The 21091-nt window shown below is 42.5% G+C and carries 18 protein-coding genes; 1 reads left to right on the forward strand and 17 read right to left on the reverse strand.

Annotated features, from left to right (window positions below):
* Positions 1-106: 106 nt before the first annotated feature.
* The 3 genes from FTU12_RS13790 to atzF are packed head-to-tail and all read right to left on the reverse strand — an operon-like array spanning position 107 to position 6233.
* Positions 107-796: a GntR family transcriptional regulator gene (locus tag FTU12_RS13790; protein WP_180114598.1), complete on the reverse strand. Its 690-nt coding sequence runs from the start codon at positions 794-796 to the stop codon at positions 107-109.
* A 2-nt stretch (positions 797-798) separates the two neighbouring features.
* Entirely contained in the window at positions 799-4398 is a 3600-nt protein-coding gene (gene uca / locus FTU12_RS13795) for an urea carboxylase (RefSeq protein WP_180114599.1), read from the reverse strand.
* A 20-nt stretch (positions 4399-4418) separates the two neighbouring features.
* Entirely contained in the window at positions 4419-6233 is a 1815-nt protein-coding gene (atzF, locus tag FTU12_RS13800; RefSeq protein ID WP_180114600.1) for an allophanate hydrolase, read from the reverse strand.
* Positions 6234-6895: 662 nt separating this feature from the next.
* Here atzF and FTU12_RS13805 point away from each other — a divergent pair.
* Positions 6896-7882 (forward strand): site-specific integrase, encoded by a 987-nt coding sequence (locus FTU12_RS13805; RefSeq protein WP_180114601.1) that lies wholly within the window; start codon positions 6896-6898, stop codon positions 7880-7882.
* 215 nt (positions 7883-8097) lie between these two features.
* On the opposite strand, the gene FTU12_RS13810 is transcribed toward FTU12_RS13805, so the two are convergent.
* From FTU12_RS13810 to FTU12_RS13875, 14 genes are all read right to left on the reverse strand, one after another.
* Positions 8098-8469, reverse strand: coding sequence for a hypothetical protein (locus tag FTU12_RS13810; RefSeq protein ID WP_373684165.1), 372 nt, complete (start codon positions 8467-8469; stop codon positions 8098-8100).
* Positions 8469-8975, reverse strand: a complete 507-nt coding sequence (locus FTU12_RS13815; protein WP_180114602.1) for a lysozyme — start codon at positions 8973-8975, stop codon at positions 8469-8471. Before FTU12_RS13815 ends, FTU12_RS13810 begins: the two co-directional genes overlap by 1 nt.
* On the reverse strand, positions 8959-9222 hold the full coding sequence (locus FTU12_RS13820; protein ID WP_180114603.1) for a hypothetical protein: 264 nt from the start codon (positions 9220-9222) through the stop codon (positions 8959-8961). The genes FTU12_RS13815 and FTU12_RS13820 overlap by 17 nt, the downstream gene beginning before the upstream one ends.
* 74 nt (positions 9223-9296) lie before the next feature.
* On the reverse strand, positions 9297-11972 hold the full coding sequence (locus FTU12_RS13825; RefSeq protein WP_180114604.1) for a hypothetical protein: 2676 nt from the start codon (positions 11970-11972) through the stop codon (positions 9297-9299).
* Positions 11973-12012: 40 nt separating this feature from the next.
* A complete protein-coding gene (locus FTU12_RS13830) occupies positions 12013-14889 on the reverse strand; it encodes a host specificity factor TipJ family phage tail protein (protein ID WP_180114605.1) in 2877 nt (958 codons plus the stop codon).
* Entirely contained in the window at positions 14864-15238 is a 375-nt protein-coding gene (locus FTU12_RS13835; protein WP_180114606.1) for a hypothetical protein, read from the reverse strand. The genes FTU12_RS13830 and FTU12_RS13835 overlap by 26 nt, the downstream gene beginning before the upstream one ends.
* On the reverse strand, positions 15235-15759 hold the full coding sequence (locus tag FTU12_RS13840; protein WP_180114607.1) for a DUF1833 family protein: 525 nt from the start codon (positions 15757-15759) through the stop codon (positions 15235-15237). The genes FTU12_RS13835 and FTU12_RS13840 overlap by 4 nt, the downstream gene beginning before the upstream one ends.
* Positions 15756-16235 (reverse strand): hypothetical protein, encoded by a 480-nt coding sequence (locus FTU12_RS13845; protein WP_373684166.1) that lies wholly within the window; start codon positions 16233-16235, stop codon positions 15756-15758. Before FTU12_RS13845 ends, FTU12_RS13840 begins: the two co-directional genes overlap by 4 nt.
* Positions 16235-19129, reverse strand: a complete 2895-nt coding sequence (locus FTU12_RS13850) for a hypothetical protein (protein WP_180114608.1) — start codon at positions 19127-19129, stop codon at positions 16235-16237. Before FTU12_RS13850 ends, FTU12_RS13845 begins: the two co-directional genes overlap by 1 nt.
* Before the next feature lie 58 nt (positions 19130-19187).
* Positions 19188-19550: a hypothetical protein gene (locus tag FTU12_RS13855; RefSeq protein WP_180114609.1), complete on the reverse strand. Its 363-nt coding sequence runs from the start codon at positions 19548-19550 to the stop codon at positions 19188-19190.
* 55 nt (positions 19551-19605) lie between these two features.
* Positions 19606-20130 carry a DUF4468 domain-containing protein gene (locus FTU12_RS13860; RefSeq protein ID WP_180114610.1) on the reverse strand — a complete coding sequence of 175 codons (525 nt, stop codon included), beginning with the start codon at positions 20128-20130 and terminating at the stop codon, positions 19606-19608.
* 73 nt (positions 20131-20203) lie between these two features.
* Positions 20204-20425, reverse strand: coding sequence for a hypothetical protein (locus tag FTU12_RS13865; RefSeq protein WP_180114611.1), 222 nt, complete (start codon positions 20423-20425; stop codon positions 20204-20206).
* 77 nt (positions 20426-20502) lie between these two features.
* Positions 20503-20844, reverse strand: a complete 342-nt coding sequence (locus tag FTU12_RS13870) for a phage tail assembly chaperone family protein, TAC (protein ID WP_180114612.1) — start codon at positions 20842-20844, stop codon at positions 20503-20505.
* Positions 20844-21091, reverse strand: a 248-nt coding sequence (locus tag FTU12_RS13875) for a phage tail tube protein (RefSeq protein ID WP_306670102.1), incomplete at its 5' end; no start/stop codon positions are given. The genes FTU12_RS13870 and FTU12_RS13875, both read right to left, overlap by 1 nt.

The raw sequence follows: 21091 nt of genomic DNA on the forward strand, positions 1-21091 counted from the left end.
AATGAATACAGATATTTGTAGCTCTAAGCGCTACTTGAACGACACAGATTGACTCGTAAAATACACTACCGTGGCTTATCGTGAGCTAGATCTTTTGAAAATACTTCTATGCCATTCGCGCCAACATTTCCAAAGTAATTTTTTTCACCTCTTCTTTACTTTGCTGAATATGGCTGCGCATCTTCTCCAGTGCAGCTGTCACATCATGTGCGAGTATCAACAGCAAAATCTGTTGATGCTCTGCATAAGTGGCTTCAATACGATAATCTTTAGAAAAATCTAAACGGCGAATAATACGGATTTTTTCACTCACATCCCGATGCACCTTTGCCATTTCACTATTGCCAATTGCTTCAACCAATTGGCAGTGAAATGCTTCATCTTGCATCGATACCGTTTTCAAATCATGCAAATACTGTTCCGGCGGAATACACCACAGATTCACCAAGTCCTGTAAAGCCTGTTTAAGCTGGTCTGAATCCATTTTGCAGAGCTGCTCAATGGCATAGCATTCCAGCAAAATCCGCAAATCATACAGTTCTTCATAAGCTTTAAAGTTCAGCGGCTTCACCTCCCAACCGCTACGAAAATGCACCCTTACATAGCCATCTTGCTGTAAACGGTATAAAGCCTGCCGTACGGGTGTACGGCTTACTTCATATAATTCAGCAATTTCAGATTCGGTAAAACGTGCGCCCGGTTTGAGCTGGAAATCAAAAATATCGTTTTTTATTTTTTGGAAAACCAGCTCAGACAAGTTGTCTGAGCTTTTCCCAACAATGGTGGTTGTGGTCATGTTTATTCCATATAAACCAGCGGTTCACCGCTATGTACCGTTTGTCCTGCACGGCAGATAATCGCTTTCACTATGCCGTCATCATCGGCATAGACTGGAAGCTCCATTTTCATCGCTTCAATAATGGCTACAGTCTCACCTTTCTTCACAGACTGTCCAGCTTCGACAAAAATTTTCCAAATGTTGCCGGTCATCGATGCATTCAAGGCTGCAAATTGGCTATAGTCAGTATCATCTTGCAGGATTTCTATTTCCGCAGGCGCATCGAACTCATCTTTCCAGCGTTCAACTTCAGTTGTAAATGCCTGCTGCTGCTGCGCTTTAAATTCGGCAATACTGTCCTTCTCTGTTTCCAAAAAGGCTTGATAGGCTGCAAAATCAAATTCAGTTTCTTCAATTTTGATTTCCGCCACACCATTGGCAAAGTCAGCACGGAATTGATCCAGTTCAGCTTCGGTTACTTCATAATATTTAATTTGATCAAAGAAGCGTAAGAACCATTGCTGATCACCAAACTGCTTGTTCTTTTTAAACTTATTCCAAATAGGCAATGTACGGCCAATCAACTGATACCCGCCCGGTGAGTCCATGCCATAAATACACATGTACATACCACCAATACCGACAGTCCCTTCTGCAGTAAAGGTACGTGCAGGATTATATTTCGAGCTGAGCAAACGATGACGCGGATCAATTGGCACGGCACAAGGTGCAGTTAAATACACATCGCCCAAACCTAAAATCAGGTAATTGGCATCAAAAATAATGTCTTTGACTTGCTCACGGCTATCTAAACCATTAATACGCTGAATGAAATCGACGTTATTTGGTAACCACGGCGCTTTGGCACAAACACTTTCTTGATAGCGTTCTACAGCACCTAAAGTTGCTGTGTCCTCAAATGCCATCGGTAGGTGAATAATACGGGATGGAATTTTGATTTGGCTCAAATCGCCCATTTCATTTTCCAGACCCAATAAGAACTGAATCAAATTCGCTTGGCTGAAACGTAATCCATCATATTTAATTTGCAGTGAACGTACACCTGGTGAAAGCTCTAAAATGCCATCAATGTTCGCTTCACGAATGAGCTGCATCAGTCGATAAACACGTAAGCGTAATGCAAGATCGAGGACATTTTCGCCATATTCCAACAAGATATAACTGTCACCTGCCTGACGATAGACCGCTTTTGGCGCATGTGCATCCGCTTCACGCACAGCCAATATCCCTTCAGGCTTGCATTCAAAATTGACCAACGCTGACTTTTCAGGTGCTTGAGCAAAGTTTTGAATATCGGCAATTTGCTGAACTTCCAAGGCATTGGCTTGTTCCACACTCATTGGATAGAAACTGATGCTGTCATCTGCCTTCAGTTGACCAATCTTCCAAAGTTCTGCTTTGGCAATGGTGACTGGGCAAACAAAGCCACCGAGGCTTGGGCCATCTTTAGCCAAAATCACGGGAAAATCACCAGTGAAGTTAATCGCCCCAATAGCATATTCACAGTCATGCACATTGGATGGATGCAAACCTGCTTCACCGCCATTTTCACGTGCCCAGCATGGTGTCGGGCCTGTTAGGCGAATACCTAAACGGTTTGAGTTAAAGTGCACATTCCATGTTGAAGCAAAGAATTCTTCAATATATTCAGGTTTAAAGAAATCTGGTGCACCATGCGGACCATACAACACGCCAATTTTCCATTCTTTGCCATAGCTTGGAATACGCTCTGCTGCCAAAGCTTGTGGTGCTGCTGTAGCAATTTCCAGTCCATCTAAAGGCAAGCTTGGATTGACCATTTTAATCATGTCACCTGCACGCAGCACTCGCCCTGCATGACCGCCAAAATTACCCAATGCAAAGGTTGAGCAGCTGCCTAGATATTCAGGTACATTTAGCCCGTTACGGATCGCAAGATAAGTACGGCAACCCGACTCAACTTGTCCGAGTGCCAAAGTTTGCCCGGCTTTAATACTGATCGGCTGCCAAAAATCGACATTCACACCATCTAGAGTCGCGCTACATGGCGCACCTGCAATGGCTACAATGCTATCGGCATGAAATTTCAGGCTTGGTCCTTGTAAGGTAAACTCAAAACCTGCTGCCGATTTTGGATTACCGACAACTTGATTGGCCAACTGAAATGCATAATCATCCATCGGGCCTGATGGCGGTACGCCGATATCCCAATAGCCTACACGCCCCGGATAGTCTTGAATCGAACTTTGCGTGCCCGGTTGTAGCACTTCAATTACATTTGGCACGTATTTAAAATCATCCAGTAGACGTGTCCAGATTTGCATATTTTCAAAGCGTGCATCTGATACTACGGTATGTGCATAGTCTAAGTTGGTGCTGATGCCATTCAAGCGGGTTTCCGCCAAGGCTATTTTTAACTTAGCAATCGCACTGTCTCGGTCTGCAGCATGCACAATAATTTTGGCAATCATCGGGTCAAAATATTGTGAAATTTCAGTCCCTGTAGACACCCAAGTATCCACACGAATATCTTCAGGGAAATACACATCCATCAACACACCCGGACTTGGCTGGAAGTTTTTCACTGGATCTTCCGCATAAATTCGCACTTCAATGGCAGCGCCATTGGGCTGAATATTGCTGAGTTTTTCCCAATCTAAAGCATCACCTGCCGCCACTTTCAGCATGCATTCAATCAGATCTAAACCCGTCACCATTTCAGTGACTGGGTGTTCAACCTGCAAACGGGTATTCACTTCAAGGAAATACACTTCATCACGGGCAGCATCATAGATAAACTCAACCGTACCTGCGCTGCGGTATTTCACCAATTGACCAAGCTCTACAGCAGCACGGTGCAATTTTTGACGGGTTGCTTCTGGTAAGTGCGGTGCAGGTGTTTCCTCAACGACTTTTTGGTTACGGCGCTGCAATGAACAATCGCGCTCCCCAAAGGCAACGACTTGACCTAAACCATCACCAAAAATTTGTACTTCTACGTGACGGGCTTTATCGACAAAACGTTCGAGAAACACCCCTGCATCCTTAAAGAATTGCTCGCCTAGACGCTTTACACTTTCATACGCATCTTTTAATGATTGTTCATCATCACAGCGGGTTAAACCAATTCCGCCACCACCTGCGGTGCTTTTCAGCATGATTGGATAGCCAATCTCTGCAGCAGATGCGAGTGCTTCATCCAAACTTGCCAATAAACCTGTGCCTGGTGTCATGGGTACATTGGCGGCCGCAGCCAATTCACGTGCACGATGCTTCAAACCAAACTCTAAAATTTGTTCAGCCGTTGGCCCCATAAAAGCAATGTTATTTTCCTCACATGCACGGGCAAAGTCGGCACTTTCAGATAAAAAACCATAACCGGGAAATATTGCTTCAGCGCCAGTTTGTTTGGCTGCTTGAATCAATTTTTCAATACTTAAATAAGTTTCTGCAGGTTTAACACCTTCAAGTGAAACCGCTACATCTGCATCTAACACATGCTGTGCATAACGGTCGGTCTCTGAATACACGGCAACTGACTGAACACCGAGTTTCTTTAATGTACGAATTGCACGAACAGCAATTTCACCACGGTTTGCAATTAAAACTGTTTTAAACATGATTATTTCCCCGAATTTTTTTAATTTGATTTTGCTGTTGTTGCTTGCAGTGATTGGATATAGGCGCGCCAGCCACCAAATTCACTAATATTTTTTGCACCGTCTAGGCCATAAGGTTCACAAATAAAGCCTTTCACCCAACGTCCATCGGCAAGCTCGACATTGCCCATACCCAGTGGTGTTGGAATTTCTGCGACAAATTCACCAAAGCGTGCTTTTGGAATATCCCAAAGCTCGACAATAATTTTTTGCCCCGCTTCCTGACGCGCTAAACCTGGTTTCGGCGGTACTGTGCCCGGCAGTGCATAGAGGGCGTAATCGGCAGAAGTGGTTGTGGTTTCGACATGCACGGCTTGGCGTGTTGTCAGTTGGAAATTGAGTGGCATACCTGTGAGATGTGCCCCTACAACCGCAACTCGAAAATGCTGTGCTGATGGTGCAGAAATGACTGAAGCTACTTCAGGCAATGTTTTGCCTACTGCACCAAGTGGTAATTTCAGGTGGTTTTGCCATTTTTCTGCAAAGTCTGCTAGAGCCGTATCGTGCCAAGCCGGCGCAATGAATGTGATTCCAAAAGGCAGCCCGTCGGCACGAAAGCCTGTAGGTACAGCGATGGCACTGAGGTCAGCTAAATTAGTAAAGTTGGTATAGGTGCCAAAGTGGCTATTATTTTCAATTGGCGCTTCAGCCATTTCAGCAAGCGTGTGTATGGTTGGCGAGCTTGGCACCACTAAGGCATCAAATTGCGCTAAGGTTTGCTGAATTTGGCGTGCCAAATCTTGCTTTAAATATTCGGCGTTATAAGCATCCACCGCAGTGTACTGCTGGCCTTTTTGAATAATTTCTAAAACTGTTGGATCAAAGTCATCTGCATGGCTGTCTAAAATTTCAGCTACGGCTGCCGTACGCTCTGCTACCCATGACCCTTGATACAGTTGTGCAGCCAATTTTGCAAAAGGACTGAAATCAATTTCAGTTAGTACTGCACCTAAGTTTTTTAATTCAGTTAGTGCTTGCTGAAATGCATCAGCAGATTGAGCATCGCCAAAAAATTCTAACTGTTTTGGAATGGCTAACTTTAATTGTGCGCTGAACTTTGCAGGCGCTGTTGCTGGGTTCACACGTGAATAGCTGTCGGTTACATCAAAACCTTCTATAACTTCTGCCACTGCAGTTGCATCAGCGACGGTTAAGGCAAAAATTGAAATACAATCTAAGCTCTTACAGGCAGGCAATAAGCCTGTATTTGAAAAGCGACCTTTGGTCGGCTTTAAACCGACAATATTATTGAAAGCTGCAGGGATTCGTCCTGAACCTGCAGTATCTGTACCGAGTGCAATCGGGACTAAACCGCGCGCCACCACACTACCTGAACCTGAACTTGAACCACCGCTTACAAAGTCAGAATTAAAAGTATTCGGCACTGCACCAAATGGCGAACGTGTACCGACCAATCCTGTGGCAAATTGATCTAGATTAGTTTTGCCTACAATAATCGCACCCGCTTGTTTTAAGCGTTGCACCACATAGGCATCTTCAGTTTTTATGTCCGTAAATAATTTAAACGCAGCCGTTGACGCAAAGCCCACCACATCAATATTGTCTTTCACTGCAATAGGCACACCAAATAAAGGTAAGGCCGCAGCATTTTCATTTTGTTTTAAGGCTTCAATCTGCGCAGTTAATTGCTTTATAGATGCAATGGAAATCCATGCTGGATCTGCAAAATCAAATTGCTCGACCAAGGCATATAAGTCTTCGAGTTGAATTGTGTTATTCGTGTAGCCCGCTTTCCATTCCGCTAAAGTCCAGCCTAAAGTTTTTATTGAGTTCATTGATGTGCTCATTCTTGTATCCAAGTTTGAATACTGTATTGCACACATTATGCCAAAATTAATTTTTTGTTATTTTTCAGTATGTTAATACTAAAACACCAATCGTTTTCCTATTTTATTTAGGCAATACAAAACGATAAGTGTTCTATTAAGTTTCCAAGCTCCACTATTTTGGTGCATGACTTTTATAATCGTGTTTTCAATAGATTCTTTTCATTTAGATGCAGATATAAATACAGTGAACTTTCTATTTTCACTCTTTATAAGCTTTCAATTTAGATGTTTTGTATGACTTTGAACTTAGAATAAAAAGAACTGAGAAATATTTTGAATTTTATATATAGAAAAAGATACATCAATGATGGCTAAAGCAATATTGGGCTTTGAGATTGATCGGGTTGAATAGAAAAGTAGTAATAAAAAAAGCTATTGATTCGCAAAATTTAGTTAAACAGTCAAAACTAAAAAATGGTGCGCTCAGCGGGCACTTTCCGAAATTTAATGTTTCCTTACTATTCACTATTTTTTCTTATTTTTCCTTTGTTTTTATAACTTTAAGTCTATCTCTTCAATTCAATAGTTTAATGTTTTCTTATTATTCCTTACTATTCCCTATATATTGATTACGCCAAAATTACGCCAAGACTTATTGAGAGAAAAATATGGCCACCTTTAGACAAAGGGGTGATGCTTGGCGAGCTGAGATTAGTGTGAATGGTACCCGGGAAAGTGCGACATTCGACACTAAGACTCAGGCTCGCGCATGGGCATCAAAACGTGAAACTGAATTAAGAGAGTTATCACGCGGAAAGCTACCTGATTATACATTAAATTGTGCAATTGAAAGATACATTGCAGAAGTGTGCCCAAAACACAAAGGCTGCGATTCTGAAATTAAACGATTCAAGGCATTTCAGAAAAACTTTCCTAAACTATGTAAAAAGCACATTGCTAAAATATCTACAGATGACTTTGTGGTGTGGCGTGACACTAGGCTGAAAACAGTCAAGCCTGCTTCGGTTAGACGTGAAGGAAATATACTGTCAGCTTTGTTTACAGTAGCGCGTACAGAATGGAAATGGGTGTATGAATCACCTATGAGTGATTTAAAGATGCCACCACCGCCCGCACACCGTGACAGACGAATCACAGAGGATGAAATTGATCGGCTTTGCCTTGCGGCTGACTTCAACAATCAGACGCCCGATAACTTTACTCAGCAAATTATAATTTCCTTTTTGCTTGCGCTTGAAACAGCTATGCGAGCTGGTGAAATTCGGGGACTGACTTGGGATCGGGTTTATTTAAAAGATAGATATGTCACGCTTGAAGAAACAAAGAACGGTACAAAACGGCACGTTCCACTTTCTAAGCGTGCTGTTGAACTACTTGAATTGATGAGGGGAATAGATAGCCATAATGTATTTACTGTGAAAGATGCTAGTTTCGATACACTTTGGCGAAAGTTGCGGGATAAGTGTGAAATTGAAGATTTGCATTTTCATGACTCAAGACATGAAGCATGTACAAGGCTTGCTCAGAAATTAGAAGTATTGGACTTGGCTAGAATGATTGGTCACAAAGATTTACGCAGTTTGATGGTTTACTACAATGCTACTGCAAGCGAGATTGCAAACCGATTGGATTAGTATTCATCCACATTTTAATAATTTAATGTATTCTAAAACAGCAAACCCCAACACGCCGAGTTGCGTAGGGTTTGCACCAAAAGCCTCATTTAAGGGCTTTCACAATTGCACCATGACGCGCCTTGCAGTCATTGTATTTAGCAACCGTATCAATTGACCAAAGCATTAAGGATTTACCCTGCCCTGACTCAAGTTGTTGCAGATCTGCGCACGGCTCAAGGAGGTTTGCTGGCACCACTGGCGATAAGTGAGTTGAGTTGCTGCACGCCGTCACTGTCAAAGCAGTTGTTGCGAAAAACAGGCCGCTCAATAATTTTTTGAACTTCACGTGTGACTGTTTCTGTTTTAATGCGTTGCTCGGATTTAAGTGTTTCATAATCTGCACTTACCTGATTAATTAGATTTTGTTTTTCAGCTAAAGCCTTAATGTACTTTTGCTCAATTTCTTGGATTTTTGCATTACATTGCTCACCAGCGATACGCAACTTGCCCGCTAGATGATTTGTGTAAGCAATTTGCCCCACGTATAAAACAAAAAAGACCGCAATTGCGATCCATGTTTTATATTTCCAAAGTAATAATGGCACTATTGCGCTCCCATACATTTTTGATGACGTTCTAATTGTCGGGTCCAAACGCCATAGCAATTGTTTGACCGCACCGAGCAATCACGTTTCGCCACATACTTCCATTTGAGTAATGAATCGCACGCCGCTTTATATTTGCCTTGCTTTAAGTTGCGCAGCATTGAAGATGAGCGCCAATTCGCAGCACCGAAGTTGTATGAAAAATCGAGGTACACATCGTATTCAACTTGCGAAAGTTTCACGCCTTCAAGTGACTTTCGAAATGCAATCTCATCTTTAGACACGTGCGCTTTTGCCCAGTCTTGAGCGGTCTTGCGCGTGATAGGTGGATCAGTCATTTTGATTGGCTTACCATCTGGTTTGGTTGTAGATCCAATACCCTGTGTTACAACCCCACCTGAATCTTTATACGGCTTTGCTGAGTAACCTTCATACTTTTCTAAACCCACAAAAAAAGCAGCCGAAGCTGCTAATAATGTGGCGTAAATTTTAGTCTTGTTTTGCATCCCATTGCCCTCGCAATTTCGCAATTTTCAGTTCATGTTCTTCCTGCTCACGTTGATCTTTGCGCTTTTGAAATTGCTTATTTGATAAGTGGTTTGCAAAACTGATCGCAAGACCAGCCAATCCGATAATGACACCGACTAAAAAACCCCAATCCCACGTTGCAAGCCAACTTACAACAGTTAGCCCTGCACCTGCGCCTGTTGCTACTGGTCCAGATGCATCTACAATTTGTGTCGTATTCGACATTGCGCCCCCTAATTTTTGGCAATAAAAAACCCCGACTTAATTAAAAGTCAGGGTTGGATGAGCCATGTTGTGTGTTAAATGACGCTGATTACAGTTTTAGCCATAATCAGTGATCCAGTGTTGTTCCAATGACTTCCTTCATTAGTGAAAGTTGCACCATCTTTACCACTACCAACTGTTGCTGATTTCAGGTCTCCAAAGATAGCGAAACCAGCCTCAACCCAATGTTTTGTCGCATCAATTGCAGGAATATTAGCACTTCTTAAATACTCAATAGCTTCTTGAGTTTTATCCAAAGCTGTCATCATTTGAGCCTCGCCTTTGGTTGATTTATTTTGCAGTCCGAATAGTAATGCCCCATCGTCCGAAATGCCGTTAAAGTTCCAAGTAATCGACGCTGTAAAGAATGCATATTCTGGTGTTAAACCAAAGTGTGCAGCACGACTAAACATCGACAGTTCGTAATCAGTATTAGCAACATAGTTATAGGCTAGACCTTCGAAAGTACCTACTGGATAACTGCCTGCGCCACCAGCACCGTCATTATGGATTCCTAGCTCTGATAGGATTAATGTGGGTTTGAAACCCCAAATCTCATTATCTTGGTAAAGCGGAAGTCCACGGTTCAGTGCTGCGGCAGCATTGGTTGCATGAGATCCACGAGCGCTATTGATGTAAGTAATCATGAATTGACGTGGCGACCATTCAACACCCCAGTACATAAAGCGTACACCACCACCAATCCGTGAAATAGTTAAGGTTTTTGTTGTGTCGAGTGAAGTGAAAGTACCATCCGTATTCCTACAACGCATTTTTAATCGCTTTTGATATGTAGTATTCGCTTTGCTTTGCAATGTTGTTGCAGTAACAACGCCTAATGGGTTTGGGACATTAATACTTCGTGTAGTCGGTGTGGATTCAAGTTGACTAAATGTATAGTTATTTGCCTCCACCCATGTTTGGCTTACTTCATCAAAGACCTGAACCTTTCCTACACCTTCCGCAACAACTACTTTTGCATCACAACCGACCGAATCAGTACGATAAATAAAGTTGAATTGCCATGCATTGACAGGAATTACGAACTGAACGGCAGCATTGGCGCTTTCTGAATAACGGGTTAAACCATCTCGATAAGGACCATCATCCCATTCAGTCAGATTTGAAGAAGTTAAAAATGCGCCTGTTTCAGTAAAATACGATGAATCATAACGACGATACTGTTGTCCATCCCACTTCAACGCATCCCAAATATGAGAACAGAAAGCATTAGAGTGCATCATCGGAGGTCTAAAAGGTGCATCTGATCGCAAAGTGCAATGCTCAGAAGTACGTGCTGTCAACGATGTACCAGTATTTACAACAACAACATCTTCGTTCTTCAAAAGCATTGCTTTTCTAAACTTTGGCAGTTTATCCTGGTAGATTTTTGCACCATCAGCTTTAGAGTATTTATACCAAGCAGCATCATTAAATGTTACTGTTGCCTCACTACCACCACCATTCGATGGTAAGAGTGATGTTTTAATTTGTGCTTTTTCTAAATAAGGCTGATAAGTAGTTGCTTGCTCACCTAATTCTAATTGCACGTTTCCATTTAAAGTTGTTGAGCCGACTGCCGTTTTCTTTAAGTTTATAACAACATGAGTGATGCCTAGACCTACAGGAACTTTAAAGCAATGACCAACATTATCCACTGGTTTTGACCATGTGATATTATCGAGTGCTGTGGTTGCTGCGGCACTTGTAAAATAACCGCCCTGTGGTGTTGTGGTATTTCCAAAATATTCACCACTAATCACATACCATTCACCCTCAATCACAGGGATATATGCTGAAGCTGCTATAGCCAATGTGTCAGTAGAAAATCCTTTTGATACTATAGAGTAGCGACGTACGTAATCACACTTAGACGGATCAATTAGGTTATGAGATTTAAACTCAAGAACATCATCTGATGTTAATTTTTCAGATATAGATTGCTCTATTTCATCAATACCATATACGTCATCTTTATCAATCTTTTTTGTAAAAGGTTCATAGCTTGTGGCTACACTACCAAGCTCAAATTGGGCTGTACTGTCATACGTTGTATCGTCTTGGCTTGTATTTGTAAGGTTAAAAACTGCAAAATTAGCACCAGTTGGGGCAACCTGAGCAACCTTAGAGGTACTGTGACTGATTGCATTAGAGTTTTTGTCACTCGTTGCATACCATGCGATAAAAGAGTTACTAGATATGTTTCCAGAAAGAGTGTAAGTATTCCCAGCAATCACTGGAATAAAACCACTTCTCCGCCAGCTTGTAGATGCTGCGATCTTGCCGCCTGTGGCATAGTAATACTCACCACGAACAACTTTTGACTTATCAAAAAGGTTCTTTCCTGATGTCTTAAAAACTTGATCTTTTAAAGCATCTGTATATGATTTTGATTGCGATAATGGATCATAAGCACTCTTTGTCAGTGTTGTGCCGTTCCAAAAATTCTGCCCCTGATTCGGACCCGTTTCGCCAATATTAATAACGGTGTGCGCTGGAATAGTTGCTTTAACTGCTTCAAACTCTGCAAGCGTGTTAAAGCCTTTTGTGCCGCTATTTTTATCATATTCACGCGCAATCTGAGGGATTGTTTTATATGAATTGCCATAACGCGGATTAACAACACCCAGCCCATTAACCGCCTTGCCAAGATTATCCACATCAATATCGGCATTAATTAACTTTTCTCTCGTAACTGGTTGATCAGCCATGTTTCTCTCCGGCATTAAAAAAACCACCCGAAGGTGGCTGTTAAATCAAATTGTTTATATGATCTTTGTCGTTGCTGTAGTAGCGGGCGTCATACTTAATCGCACTCACCCCTGTTTCAAAGGTGGCGCTTGGGGATTTCTCTTGGATTAAGTATGCCTCGCTTTCCTGATCGCTTGCTTTGGTGATGCTATAGGTGGCATTCACCACTTTGTCTATAACTAGCGGCATGAGCGGTATTCGCGCCAACTGCACCTGATTTTTATCAAGTTGATTAACAATATTAATAACATCAACTGATCCGTCCTTTAACTGAAGGTGAATTACATAACTTTCACCATCCTCAAGATTGACATCATTATCTAAAGTTAAGACTGTATTGTTTTGCGCCTCAACCTCACCACTGCCAAGCATCTTAAAAACATCATCAACGATAGCAATGCGGTCATTGCGTGTCACCAGATCAGCTTCACCGTATGCAGTAAATTCAATGGTCTTGCGATTGAACTGCATCTTGTTCCATGCTCGATGTGCTAAAAAATGCGCCTGAATCGCATTAGTCACACCATTGCTTTCAATAGTTTTGTAATTAGCTAAGCCATCGTGTGGCAGCTTAATCACTGCTTCAACATAATCATCAGCTGCATCACGCCACTTAAATTCAATACCTTCATATTCATCTGGCGCCCCAAACAGATTGGTTTTGGTTAGGCTTTCCGGCTTAATATTTCGGTGGTTGAACAAAATCAAAGAGTTTGGTGTTTCTTTCTCAAAGGTGAAAAAGTGTTTGCCATTTTCCCGGCGTGCGGTACAGAAAACCGCTTCGGCAACAGCAAAGGCCATCTCTTGATAACTGCTATTCTTGTTATCGAAAGTGTAATTAAACTCACATGCTTTTGGCGTACCGAAATAAGCTTCTATTTCATCTGATAGTTCATACAGCGACTGGGCATCAATTTCAGATATATCAAAACGACCAATGAATGGATCGAGGGCCATATTGATAATGATGTCTGCAAAGTTGCTGGTTGGTATACGCTCGGCAGACTGGATACCATCACGATATGAATAAAGCTTTCGAGTTACCGGTAGATTAAGTTCTGAAGCATTGGTCCCTGATCCAATGGCAAGGCGTTTTAACCTGATCGTGGTGTCATGCTCATAAGCCAACTTTTTCGTTTCATAGAAACTATAAGCACTTTCAAACACTACATCATCAATCAGATTTGCGCTGCTGCCATTATCGTTAATACGCTTGGCACGGAAACGGAATTGACCGGTAAACGGCAATGTCTCACGTATGGTTGCACCCACCTGATCACGGTTGTTGGCCTTGCCCTGCATCACCACGCCAGATGAATAGATTTCACCGGTAGGCACGCCATTCACCACCTGCTGATATTGAACCTCAACCGCAACCTGCTTGGCTCGATCTCCCTGGTAGATACCGTTGGCTGCTAGAAAGTTCAGTATCATGCCTTCGGTGTCTTTGTTACCAGCATAGTACCAGCCGATATAGTTCTCATCTGTGCCCCTAAAAGTCACGCTTCGCCCAAACATATCTACGATTTGCTGCTGTGTAAGGCTCGATAAAAGAAGCCAATCAGGATTGACTGATGCGGGATTCACCAGGGTTATATCGTTGGCCGAAACCGATGAAATTGTGTAGGTGCCACTTAGATCAATATTCTCATCATGGTCTGTCAAAACAGCAGACAAAATACCGGTACCATCCGCTGACATTCGACCAAAATTAATATTGGTCTCCATATAACTGGACGCCAATTCAACTTCATAGAACCATGCTCCAGTTGAACCGGTCTTGGTGATGCTAGAAACAGAATATTCCCCCGCTAAATTTAATTGTCCTTCTACAGGATCATCAACCGTGAGCGAGGATATGCGAATTTTCTTATAGCTATCTGGATCACTGATATTTACAGAAGATGCAATTGTTAAAATACCAGCGGCCGAAACATCCGTGGTGCCTGAAATATTGGAATTTGGTGCTGAACCATAGATCGCGTTCTCAATAATGATCTGCTCACCATTGACAAAGTGGTCACTGAAATTGGCGTAAATTGGTCGTAGTATCACATTCCATCTAATTGGTCCAAAAAAGCTGTAACTGATGTCATTTTCAAAACGCTGAACGCTACTTGAAACAGTGATTTTATTGTCAGAGAAGCTTGTGTTTTTATAAGTCAGCATTGCTGAGTTTGGCGAAATCAGTTTTTGCTTTCCATCAACCGAACTCACCTGTTTTGCTACAATCGGTGCATCACTAAAAGCTTCGCCAATCTGAATCTGTGCAACTCCTGTGGTCAGCGTATTTGGCTCATAAACGCTTAAACTCGCCCCCTCAATCGTATTGATCGGGGTTTCACCTTCTTTTATTTGGTCAGAATCTATTTCAAAATATCCTGTGCCAATCGAAAGTAATGCTTCCTCAACCTGAACATTGTTTGCGTAATAACGATATAAAGGTGCAATCAGATCGGGGATAGATTTCACTTTTCCATAAATATCGGGAGCGCGCTCACTGGTGCGGTGCTTGTTCTGACGCGATGCTAAACTATTGTTGCCTGAACCTGATGCCTGCTGATCAGGAATTTCAGGCATGTTCATGTAGGTGTAAATCGCCAGTCCCGCTGACAGCACGGCTACTACTGCCATGAAAATGGTAAGTGGCTCCCCCGCACGGCAAAGCACAAAATAATCACCATCAGCATGCAGCAACTGAAGCGCTTCTTCTTTGGTTTTTGGTGTTACATCGTTTTGGGCACAGATGCTATCTTTATAAAGTCGAGCTTCTGGGTATTCTTCCCGAATATTTAGCCAGTCTTTAAGTAGGCACTCATACTCTTTTTCACTATATTCAGTCGGATCAAGCTCATTGGGATAAATACGAAGCTTCATAAAATCTAAACCTTGAATAATTTCGCTCTAAGGACCGAAGTTCCTGAAAATGCACACCGATTTCGGATAGGTGTAAAACACGACCGCAATAAAAAAGCCCCACATGGGAGCTATTTAAAAGATTGGTCATTAAGACAATGCAGCCATCTTTCGGCCTCTCGATCTTTTTGTTTTTGATTGTGGTGTCACGCGAAGTTTGAATGCTTTTAGCTAGATCACCAGTCAAGCCAAGAAAGCTTTCTGAATAGTCTTTTCCAAAGAGATACTGTGCAGCTTCAATCAGAAAGTGAACACAATGGTATTCTTTAGGGTCGTATTGCCGATCCAGCAAAGCATCAATACTTTTCATATCAACCCTCTCAAATCTGGGTAGTCTTTAAAGTTATAGGTCCGACCTGTCTTGACACTGTTTTTCCCAGACGTTGCGGCTTCAAAGGTGGTGGCTTGGTGATCCTGATTCATTTGTGCCACATACAGACCACGGATCAATTCAATTGGTGTGGGCTTGGTTAAAACCATGGATGCAGCATCAAAAGCAAATGAGCGATAAATTACCTGTGGCTTTTCATCGCTCGATGAATCTTCAATCAACTTGATCAACGGTGGCACCACTTCACCCAAATCTCCTACTGTAATTTTCAGGGATTGATCCAGGTCATCAGAGGTATTGCCGCGCTGAATCATCACTGGGATAAATTCAAACGTGGCTGACCGACCATTCTCAAGAGTGACAGACACACCATCCGGGCGATTGGTCACAAGTCGAATCGGATTGGGCCAAAGTGAATGACTGATTTCCAGTGTTTCCAGTAAAACCACACTAGGCGCACTATCCAGATGAAAGCCTTTAATATCATCAACGGTAATCATAAAGCCCCCAAAGCATCCGGGAAGCTTTCATTCACCAGATGCTCTAATAAATTCATAACATCATCTGGACTGCCAGTCTCCCAAATCGCAGCAATACTTTCATCAAATGCCAAATCACCATTATTCAGCGGCTTGCATCGAACCTGAAAAGACACGGGATAAATCACGCCACTTCGCTCACCGACTGATATGGAATTAACCACAAACTGACAGGTATGATCCTGCGCTTCGGCTGAGTCTGTAATCAGTCGCCATAAAAATGGCTTTGGATTGAGTGTGTGCAATCGCCAAAATGCCCAGAAATACTGTGCATGGGTTTTGGTTTTAAGCAGCACAGATACATTGACCACATGCACGTTATTTACAAACATTCTTCGTTGACGGGCGAACCCGCCAAGAAGTTGCTGCTCCAACATATTGTTGCCAGGCGAAAAGGAATACCCGGCTTGTAACGGGCATAATGCGAAACTATTCACTATCGTTTAACTCCCGCTGTGGTGTTGCGCTGTACCTGTTTTGATTCATACGAGTTTGGATTGCTAAGATTCCCCCAAGACCGCTTAATTTGCTTCTCAACAATATCAATCGTCACAGCACCATCAGCACCGCGACTTTGTTCAGCCGTGTAGCCTGGTGGAACATTGATATTGATTTGAGGTCCATTACCACCATTGGCGATAAAGTCCTTCAAATCGCTATTCGTCCGACTATCAACAACACGTTCACCTTTATCCAGCAACCAGGTGCCTTCTTTCGGAATGTTATCTATACCGTTGTGGGCCATACCTGTAATATTTACCGACCTAATGCTTGCAGCTTGGGCAACCTGTAATGCTGCCGCTGCCGCTCCAATTGCGGGCGCAATATACGGGCCAATATAAGGCGTCCCAACAACAGCATCATAAGCTTTTGAATAAGCAGATGGGATGTTTAGCATTGCTTGCGCAACAGCAAAAGCTTTTTGTGCAGCAAATAATACGGCGTACGTTTTAGAGTTTTCATCAACTAGGCTTGCAAAACCTCCAAGCATACCCTCCATATAACTAGCAGTTGATTTAGCTTGAAGTTGCAACCTTGCGTTCTGATATTCTTCTTCAGTAATCAGCATCTGAGCACGCGCTTCAGCAAGCAGATCCATATCTTCTTGGTATGGCGATTTATCCAAGCCCATCATGGACTTGTAGTCTCCCCATACCTGTTCACGCTCAGCGTTTGATTCTAAACCTTGATTGAAGTTAGCCTCTTTAACAAGACTTTGCTTCATTTCAGGTGAATATTCAGCAGTATTAAGAATTTCTTCTCGTACTAATGCGTAATATTCTTTGGCGTAGTCAGCAGCAGATATCCAGTGGCGCTTAGCTTCGAGGAGTTGTCTTTTATCACTCAGCTCTTTTCGTTTCTGAGCTTCCTGATATTCGGCAACGTCTTTCTGATATGCAGCATTCTGTTTATCGGTGTACTCCTTGATTGCAGAATCGTCACCAGCAAATGCCTTTTGGATTTCAAGAATCTTGGCTCCATGCTCAACTTCCATTTTTTCACGCTCAGTTAAATACTGACGAATAACAGATTGTTGTGCCCGCTGAGATTCTCTCCGAATACGATCCGCTTCCTCATTGGTTTTGTCAATTAAACCCAGTTCATCTTGTGCCTGTTTTGCTGCCTCAGCATTGCCTTTAAATCCAAGTACAGAAACATGCAAATGCCCACCAGTGGCGCGTGATGATGGGTTTCTGTACTCATCCAAGACCTTAACTACATAACCATATCGCTTGGCAACATCCTCAAGCTGCTTGACAGCCTGGGTTGATTTAGAGGCATCAGCAATTGTGAGATCAAAAGCATTACCTGTTGCATGTTTGCTATTTGTGCCTTTGTGATATAAGTCATTGAACGCGGTAAAGCGGTTTAAGTCGGATCCTAAAGATTTTTGCGCCATTTGAGCAAAATTAGCCGTGTAGCCACGGACCTGACCACCAGCAAATGCCTCAGATGACTTAATGCGCAACCCAGACAATGCGGAAGCTCCAACCATCTTATTTAGGTTTTCTTGCTCTTTTGCTGCCTTGGCTGAAGCTGCTGCGGCCTTTTCTTTTGCTTTGGCATTTTCATCCGCAGCCTTAGTGTCGGTTTTTAGTCCGGTTGCAGACTTAGTAGAAGCTGAATTGACAGCCAGAATAGCATTCACTAGATTGTTAGATGATGTGCTTGCGGTTGAACTGGATTCACTTAGGGAATTTATACGAGTTCCATAATCATCAAGAGTGGCAGCAATATCATCAAACATAATATTAATGGTATTGATTTTCTCACCCTTGAGTGCAGCAATTGCAGCAGCTACGCCACCAATCAATTTGCCAGCAATACTAAAAGCCGCTGAGACCCCAAGAGCAACTTTGGTGACACTTCTTAGTACAGAGCCTATACCCTCACCAACTTGTTGAAGTTGAATGCCGTTTTTCGATGTGCCGAAAATCGCATTTGCCACATCCACAATTGCTGGCATAAATCCTGAGACTAGTTGGTTTTTCCAGCCTTGGAATTGCAGATTAACAGCCTGTGTTTGTGCTGCTAAGAGCTGCGATTGTTTAATAGCTTCCTCTGTTTTAAGGATGCCAGCATCTTCTAGCGCTCTTCCATAGTCATCTAAAAGCCGGCCATTTTCCGCAAATAGCGGCGCAAGATTACCCAGATCTGATGCCAAGCTCTCAAATACAAAACGGCGCTCTTGTGATGTTACGCCAAGCTCATCCAGTTTATCGTTAAGCATTTGAATAGCTTCGATACCATCTTTACCTTGGAGTGTTTTGGAAAATGATTTGATCTGATCTTCAGATAATCTTGTATTGTTTTTTAGTGCATCAAAGAAATCAGCAGCCCCACCGCCTTGAGTTGCGCTAAATTCACCAAGTTTCTCTTGAGTATCAGCCAAAATAGAACCAAGCTGATCTTGGGACACACCCAAACCTTGGGATGCGTACTCTAAAATCTGAAAACTTTTTACGCTTGTGTTGGCTCGATTTGCCAGAACTAGCAACTGACTATCCGCTTTAGCTGTCTCAATAGCTAAGTGGGTTAATCCACCAATAGCAGCAACTATACCACCAACAGCCATGCCTGAAAGTGCTGCACCAACAACCAAAACTCCGCCTTTTAAAGATCCAATTTTTGTATTAAATGAATCGACAAGCGAACCTAGTTGAGTTCCACCTAAAGCATCTGCTACCTGATCCTTGAATCCAGCGAAAGCTTTATTCATGTTATCAGTGGTTTGCTTGGTTTTGCGTTCCGCCTGCGTCATGCCCTGTTCGTATGAACCGAGCTTTACTGCTAAATCTAGAGTCAACCGACCAAGGGATGCTGCTGCCATAACTTTTCCTCAGGCAATAAAAAACCCCGCAAATGCAGGGCTTTTGTATTTAATTTATTTAGAAGTCATAGAGACAATTTGCAGATTCTCTAATATATAAGTCTATTTTTTCTCTTTTCTGATCCTCAAAACTTAAAGGAACAGGTAGCTTATAAATATTTTCCGCTTCTCTTTTTAGGCGATTTAATGTTTCTACATCATCATTACCAAGAACATTGTCCAAAAACTCTTTTTGATCACCTATGCTCCAGCCGTCTACGTGATTCTGGTACATGCGCGCATAACCATCCGCAATAATGCTGCATTTCTCCAAATCGGTTAGATCGCTAACATTTTTGCCAGCTAAAACCATAGCTGAAAACATTACTAAAAATAAAGCCAATAGTCCGCGCACATCCCACCCCAAATATTTATTATTCAAGACAAGATACTAATTTACTGAGTAAAAAGAAACCTCCCGAAGGAGGTTGATGCTATTACCAGTCGCTATTGACTTTTTGTTGTGTTTTGATCTTTTCGGCCATCTCATCAGATAATTTATTTAGCTCATCAACAATTACCTTGGCTGATGGATAGTTAGCAGTGATAGGTCTATTTGTTTCAGCATACCGAACACCACTAATCACCTGCGCTGGCTTGTAGTGGGTAAGGTTGTCATAGCCAACACGCATACGACCATCTTTTGTATCTACACGTACAGTAAAATCGACACGATCAGATCCTGTCATAGTCATGCAGTCAGCAAATCCTGCGCAGCGGTACTGCATATTGCCCTTACCAATAATTGATCCTGTAGCCTTATCTTCATACTGAATTACAGCATTGGCTGACCTAAAAGCGGTTGCAAACCACTGTCTGGCACCATCATAGACTTGGGCCTGTTTTAATTCACCCATCTGATAAACTTTTTCAAATTTTACGGGCTCTACTGGTTGTTGTGGTGTCGTCGCACACCCAACCAATCCAACCCCCATCATCCCCGCAACCAATATCTTTTTCATGTGATTTCCCTCTTATAAGAAATCACAAGATACTAATTTTTAGAGCAAAAAGAAACCAACCTAAGTTGATTTCTTACTCGCCACCGTATGTTTGAAGCATGTATTCCTCAAGCGACATTTCTTGGGGCTGATCCTCATGCGGCATAAATGACTGTGCTTTTACATCTTTGGCGCCTTTAGAGCCTAAATAGGTCGCCATTAGGCTGCCAAATCCTTGTTCTATGCGTCTGCCAGTAAAAAAAGAGCCGCGCTTATTTCTAAACGCAGCCCATTGAGAAACCTCCGCATTAGTCATATTGGATTTAGCTTCAGCAATTGTGCGCCCACCAACCCCATTAAGAACCAATTCACACCAGAATTCATCATCTGGCGTTAATCGGACTTTCCCTCATCATCTTGCGGGGCCTTTTCGATACCCAGAATTGTATTGAACACAGCGGCAGCAAGAGCTTGAGTAAAGTTGGTAGCAACCTGTTTTTTTGTTAAGTAGGTTTTCCCATCATCATCCACCAAGGCGGCAGCAATCCAATCAGCGACAACATCTTCGCCCTTATTTAAACGAGCAAATAGCGGCTCAGTCACAGCATAAGGCAGCTGCTTAATCACAATATCGACTGTTTCAGTTTTTCCATTATGCTTAAATTCAATAGTCTTTGGATGGGTTGAATTTACCAAAGAGCCTTGGATGATTTCATTTAGATTTAATTTAGCCATTATGGAGTCACCGATCGTGGAGTAATTACGACTGCTGAAGTACGAACAAGGGTGAATGTATAACCAACTAAGGTGTCTTGCTCAATCGTTGGTGCGGCTGGGTTAATATAGCCTTCAAACGACCACCAAATACGATCTTTTGGTAGGTCGATACCTGCAACCGTCTCATAAGTTGGTGCAGTCTTAGAATGGCTTGAGCCTACATACCAATCCACTTTTTCACCTGAATCAGCAAGCGCAATTAGCT

Source organism: Acinetobacter sp. YH12063 (assembly GCF_013419715.1).
GTDB lineage: Bacteria > Pseudomonadota > Gammaproteobacteria > Pseudomonadales > Moraxellaceae > Acinetobacter > Acinetobacter amyesii.

Excerpts from the sequence above, each read along its gene's own strand:
- FTU12_RS13790 (WP_180114598.1), bottom strand. The coding sequence starts at position 796 with ATGACCACAACCACCATTGTTGGGAAAAGCTCAGACAACTTGTCTGAG.
- uca (WP_180114599.1), bottom strand. The coding sequence starts at position 4,398 with ATGTTTAAAACAGTTTTAATTGCAAACCGTGGTGAAATTGCTGTTCGT.
- atzF (WP_180114600.1), bottom strand. The coding sequence starts at position 6,233 with ATGAACTCAATAAAAACTTTAGGCTGGACTTTAGCGGAATGGAAAGCG.
- FTU12_RS13805 (WP_180114601.1), top strand. The coding sequence starts at position 6,896 with ATGGCCACCTTTAGACAAAGGGGTGATGCTTGGCGAGCTGAGATTAGT.
- FTU12_RS13815 (WP_180114602.1), bottom strand. The coding sequence starts at position 8,975 with ATGCAAAACAAGACTAAAATTTACGCCACATTATTAGCAGCTTCGGCT.
- FTU12_RS13820 (WP_180114603.1), bottom strand. The coding sequence starts at position 9,222 with ATGTCGAATACGACACAAATTGTAGATGCATCTGGACCAGTAGCAACA.
- FTU12_RS13825 (WP_180114604.1), bottom strand. The coding sequence starts at position 11,972 with ATGGCTGATCAACCAGTTACGAGAGAAAAGTTAATTAATGCCGATATT.
- FTU12_RS13830 (WP_180114605.1), bottom strand. The coding sequence starts at position 14,889 with ATGAAGCTTCGTATTTATCCCAATGAGCTTGATCCGACTGAATATAGT.
- FTU12_RS13835 (WP_180114606.1), bottom strand. The coding sequence starts at position 15,238 with ATGAAAAGTATTGATGCTTTGCTGGATCGGCAATACGACCCTAAAGAA.
- FTU12_RS13840 (WP_180114607.1), bottom strand. The coding sequence starts at position 15,759 with ATGATTACCGTTGATGATATTAAAGGCTTTCATCTGGATAGTGCGCCT.
- FTU12_RS13850 (WP_180114608.1), bottom strand. The coding sequence starts at position 19,129 with ATGGCAGCAGCATCCCTTGGTCGGTTGACTCTAGATTTAGCAGTAAAG.
- FTU12_RS13860 (WP_180114610.1), bottom strand. The coding sequence starts at position 20,130 with ATGAAAAAGATATTGGTTGCGGGGATGATGGGGGTTGGATTGGTTGGG.
- FTU12_RS13865 (WP_180114611.1), bottom strand. The coding sequence starts at position 20,425 with ATGACTAATGCGGAGGTTTCTCAATGGGCTGCGTTTAGAAATAAGCGC.
- FTU12_RS13870 (WP_180114612.1), bottom strand. The coding sequence starts at position 20,844 with ATGGCTAAATTAAATCTAAATGAAATCATCCAAGGCTCTTTGGTAAAT.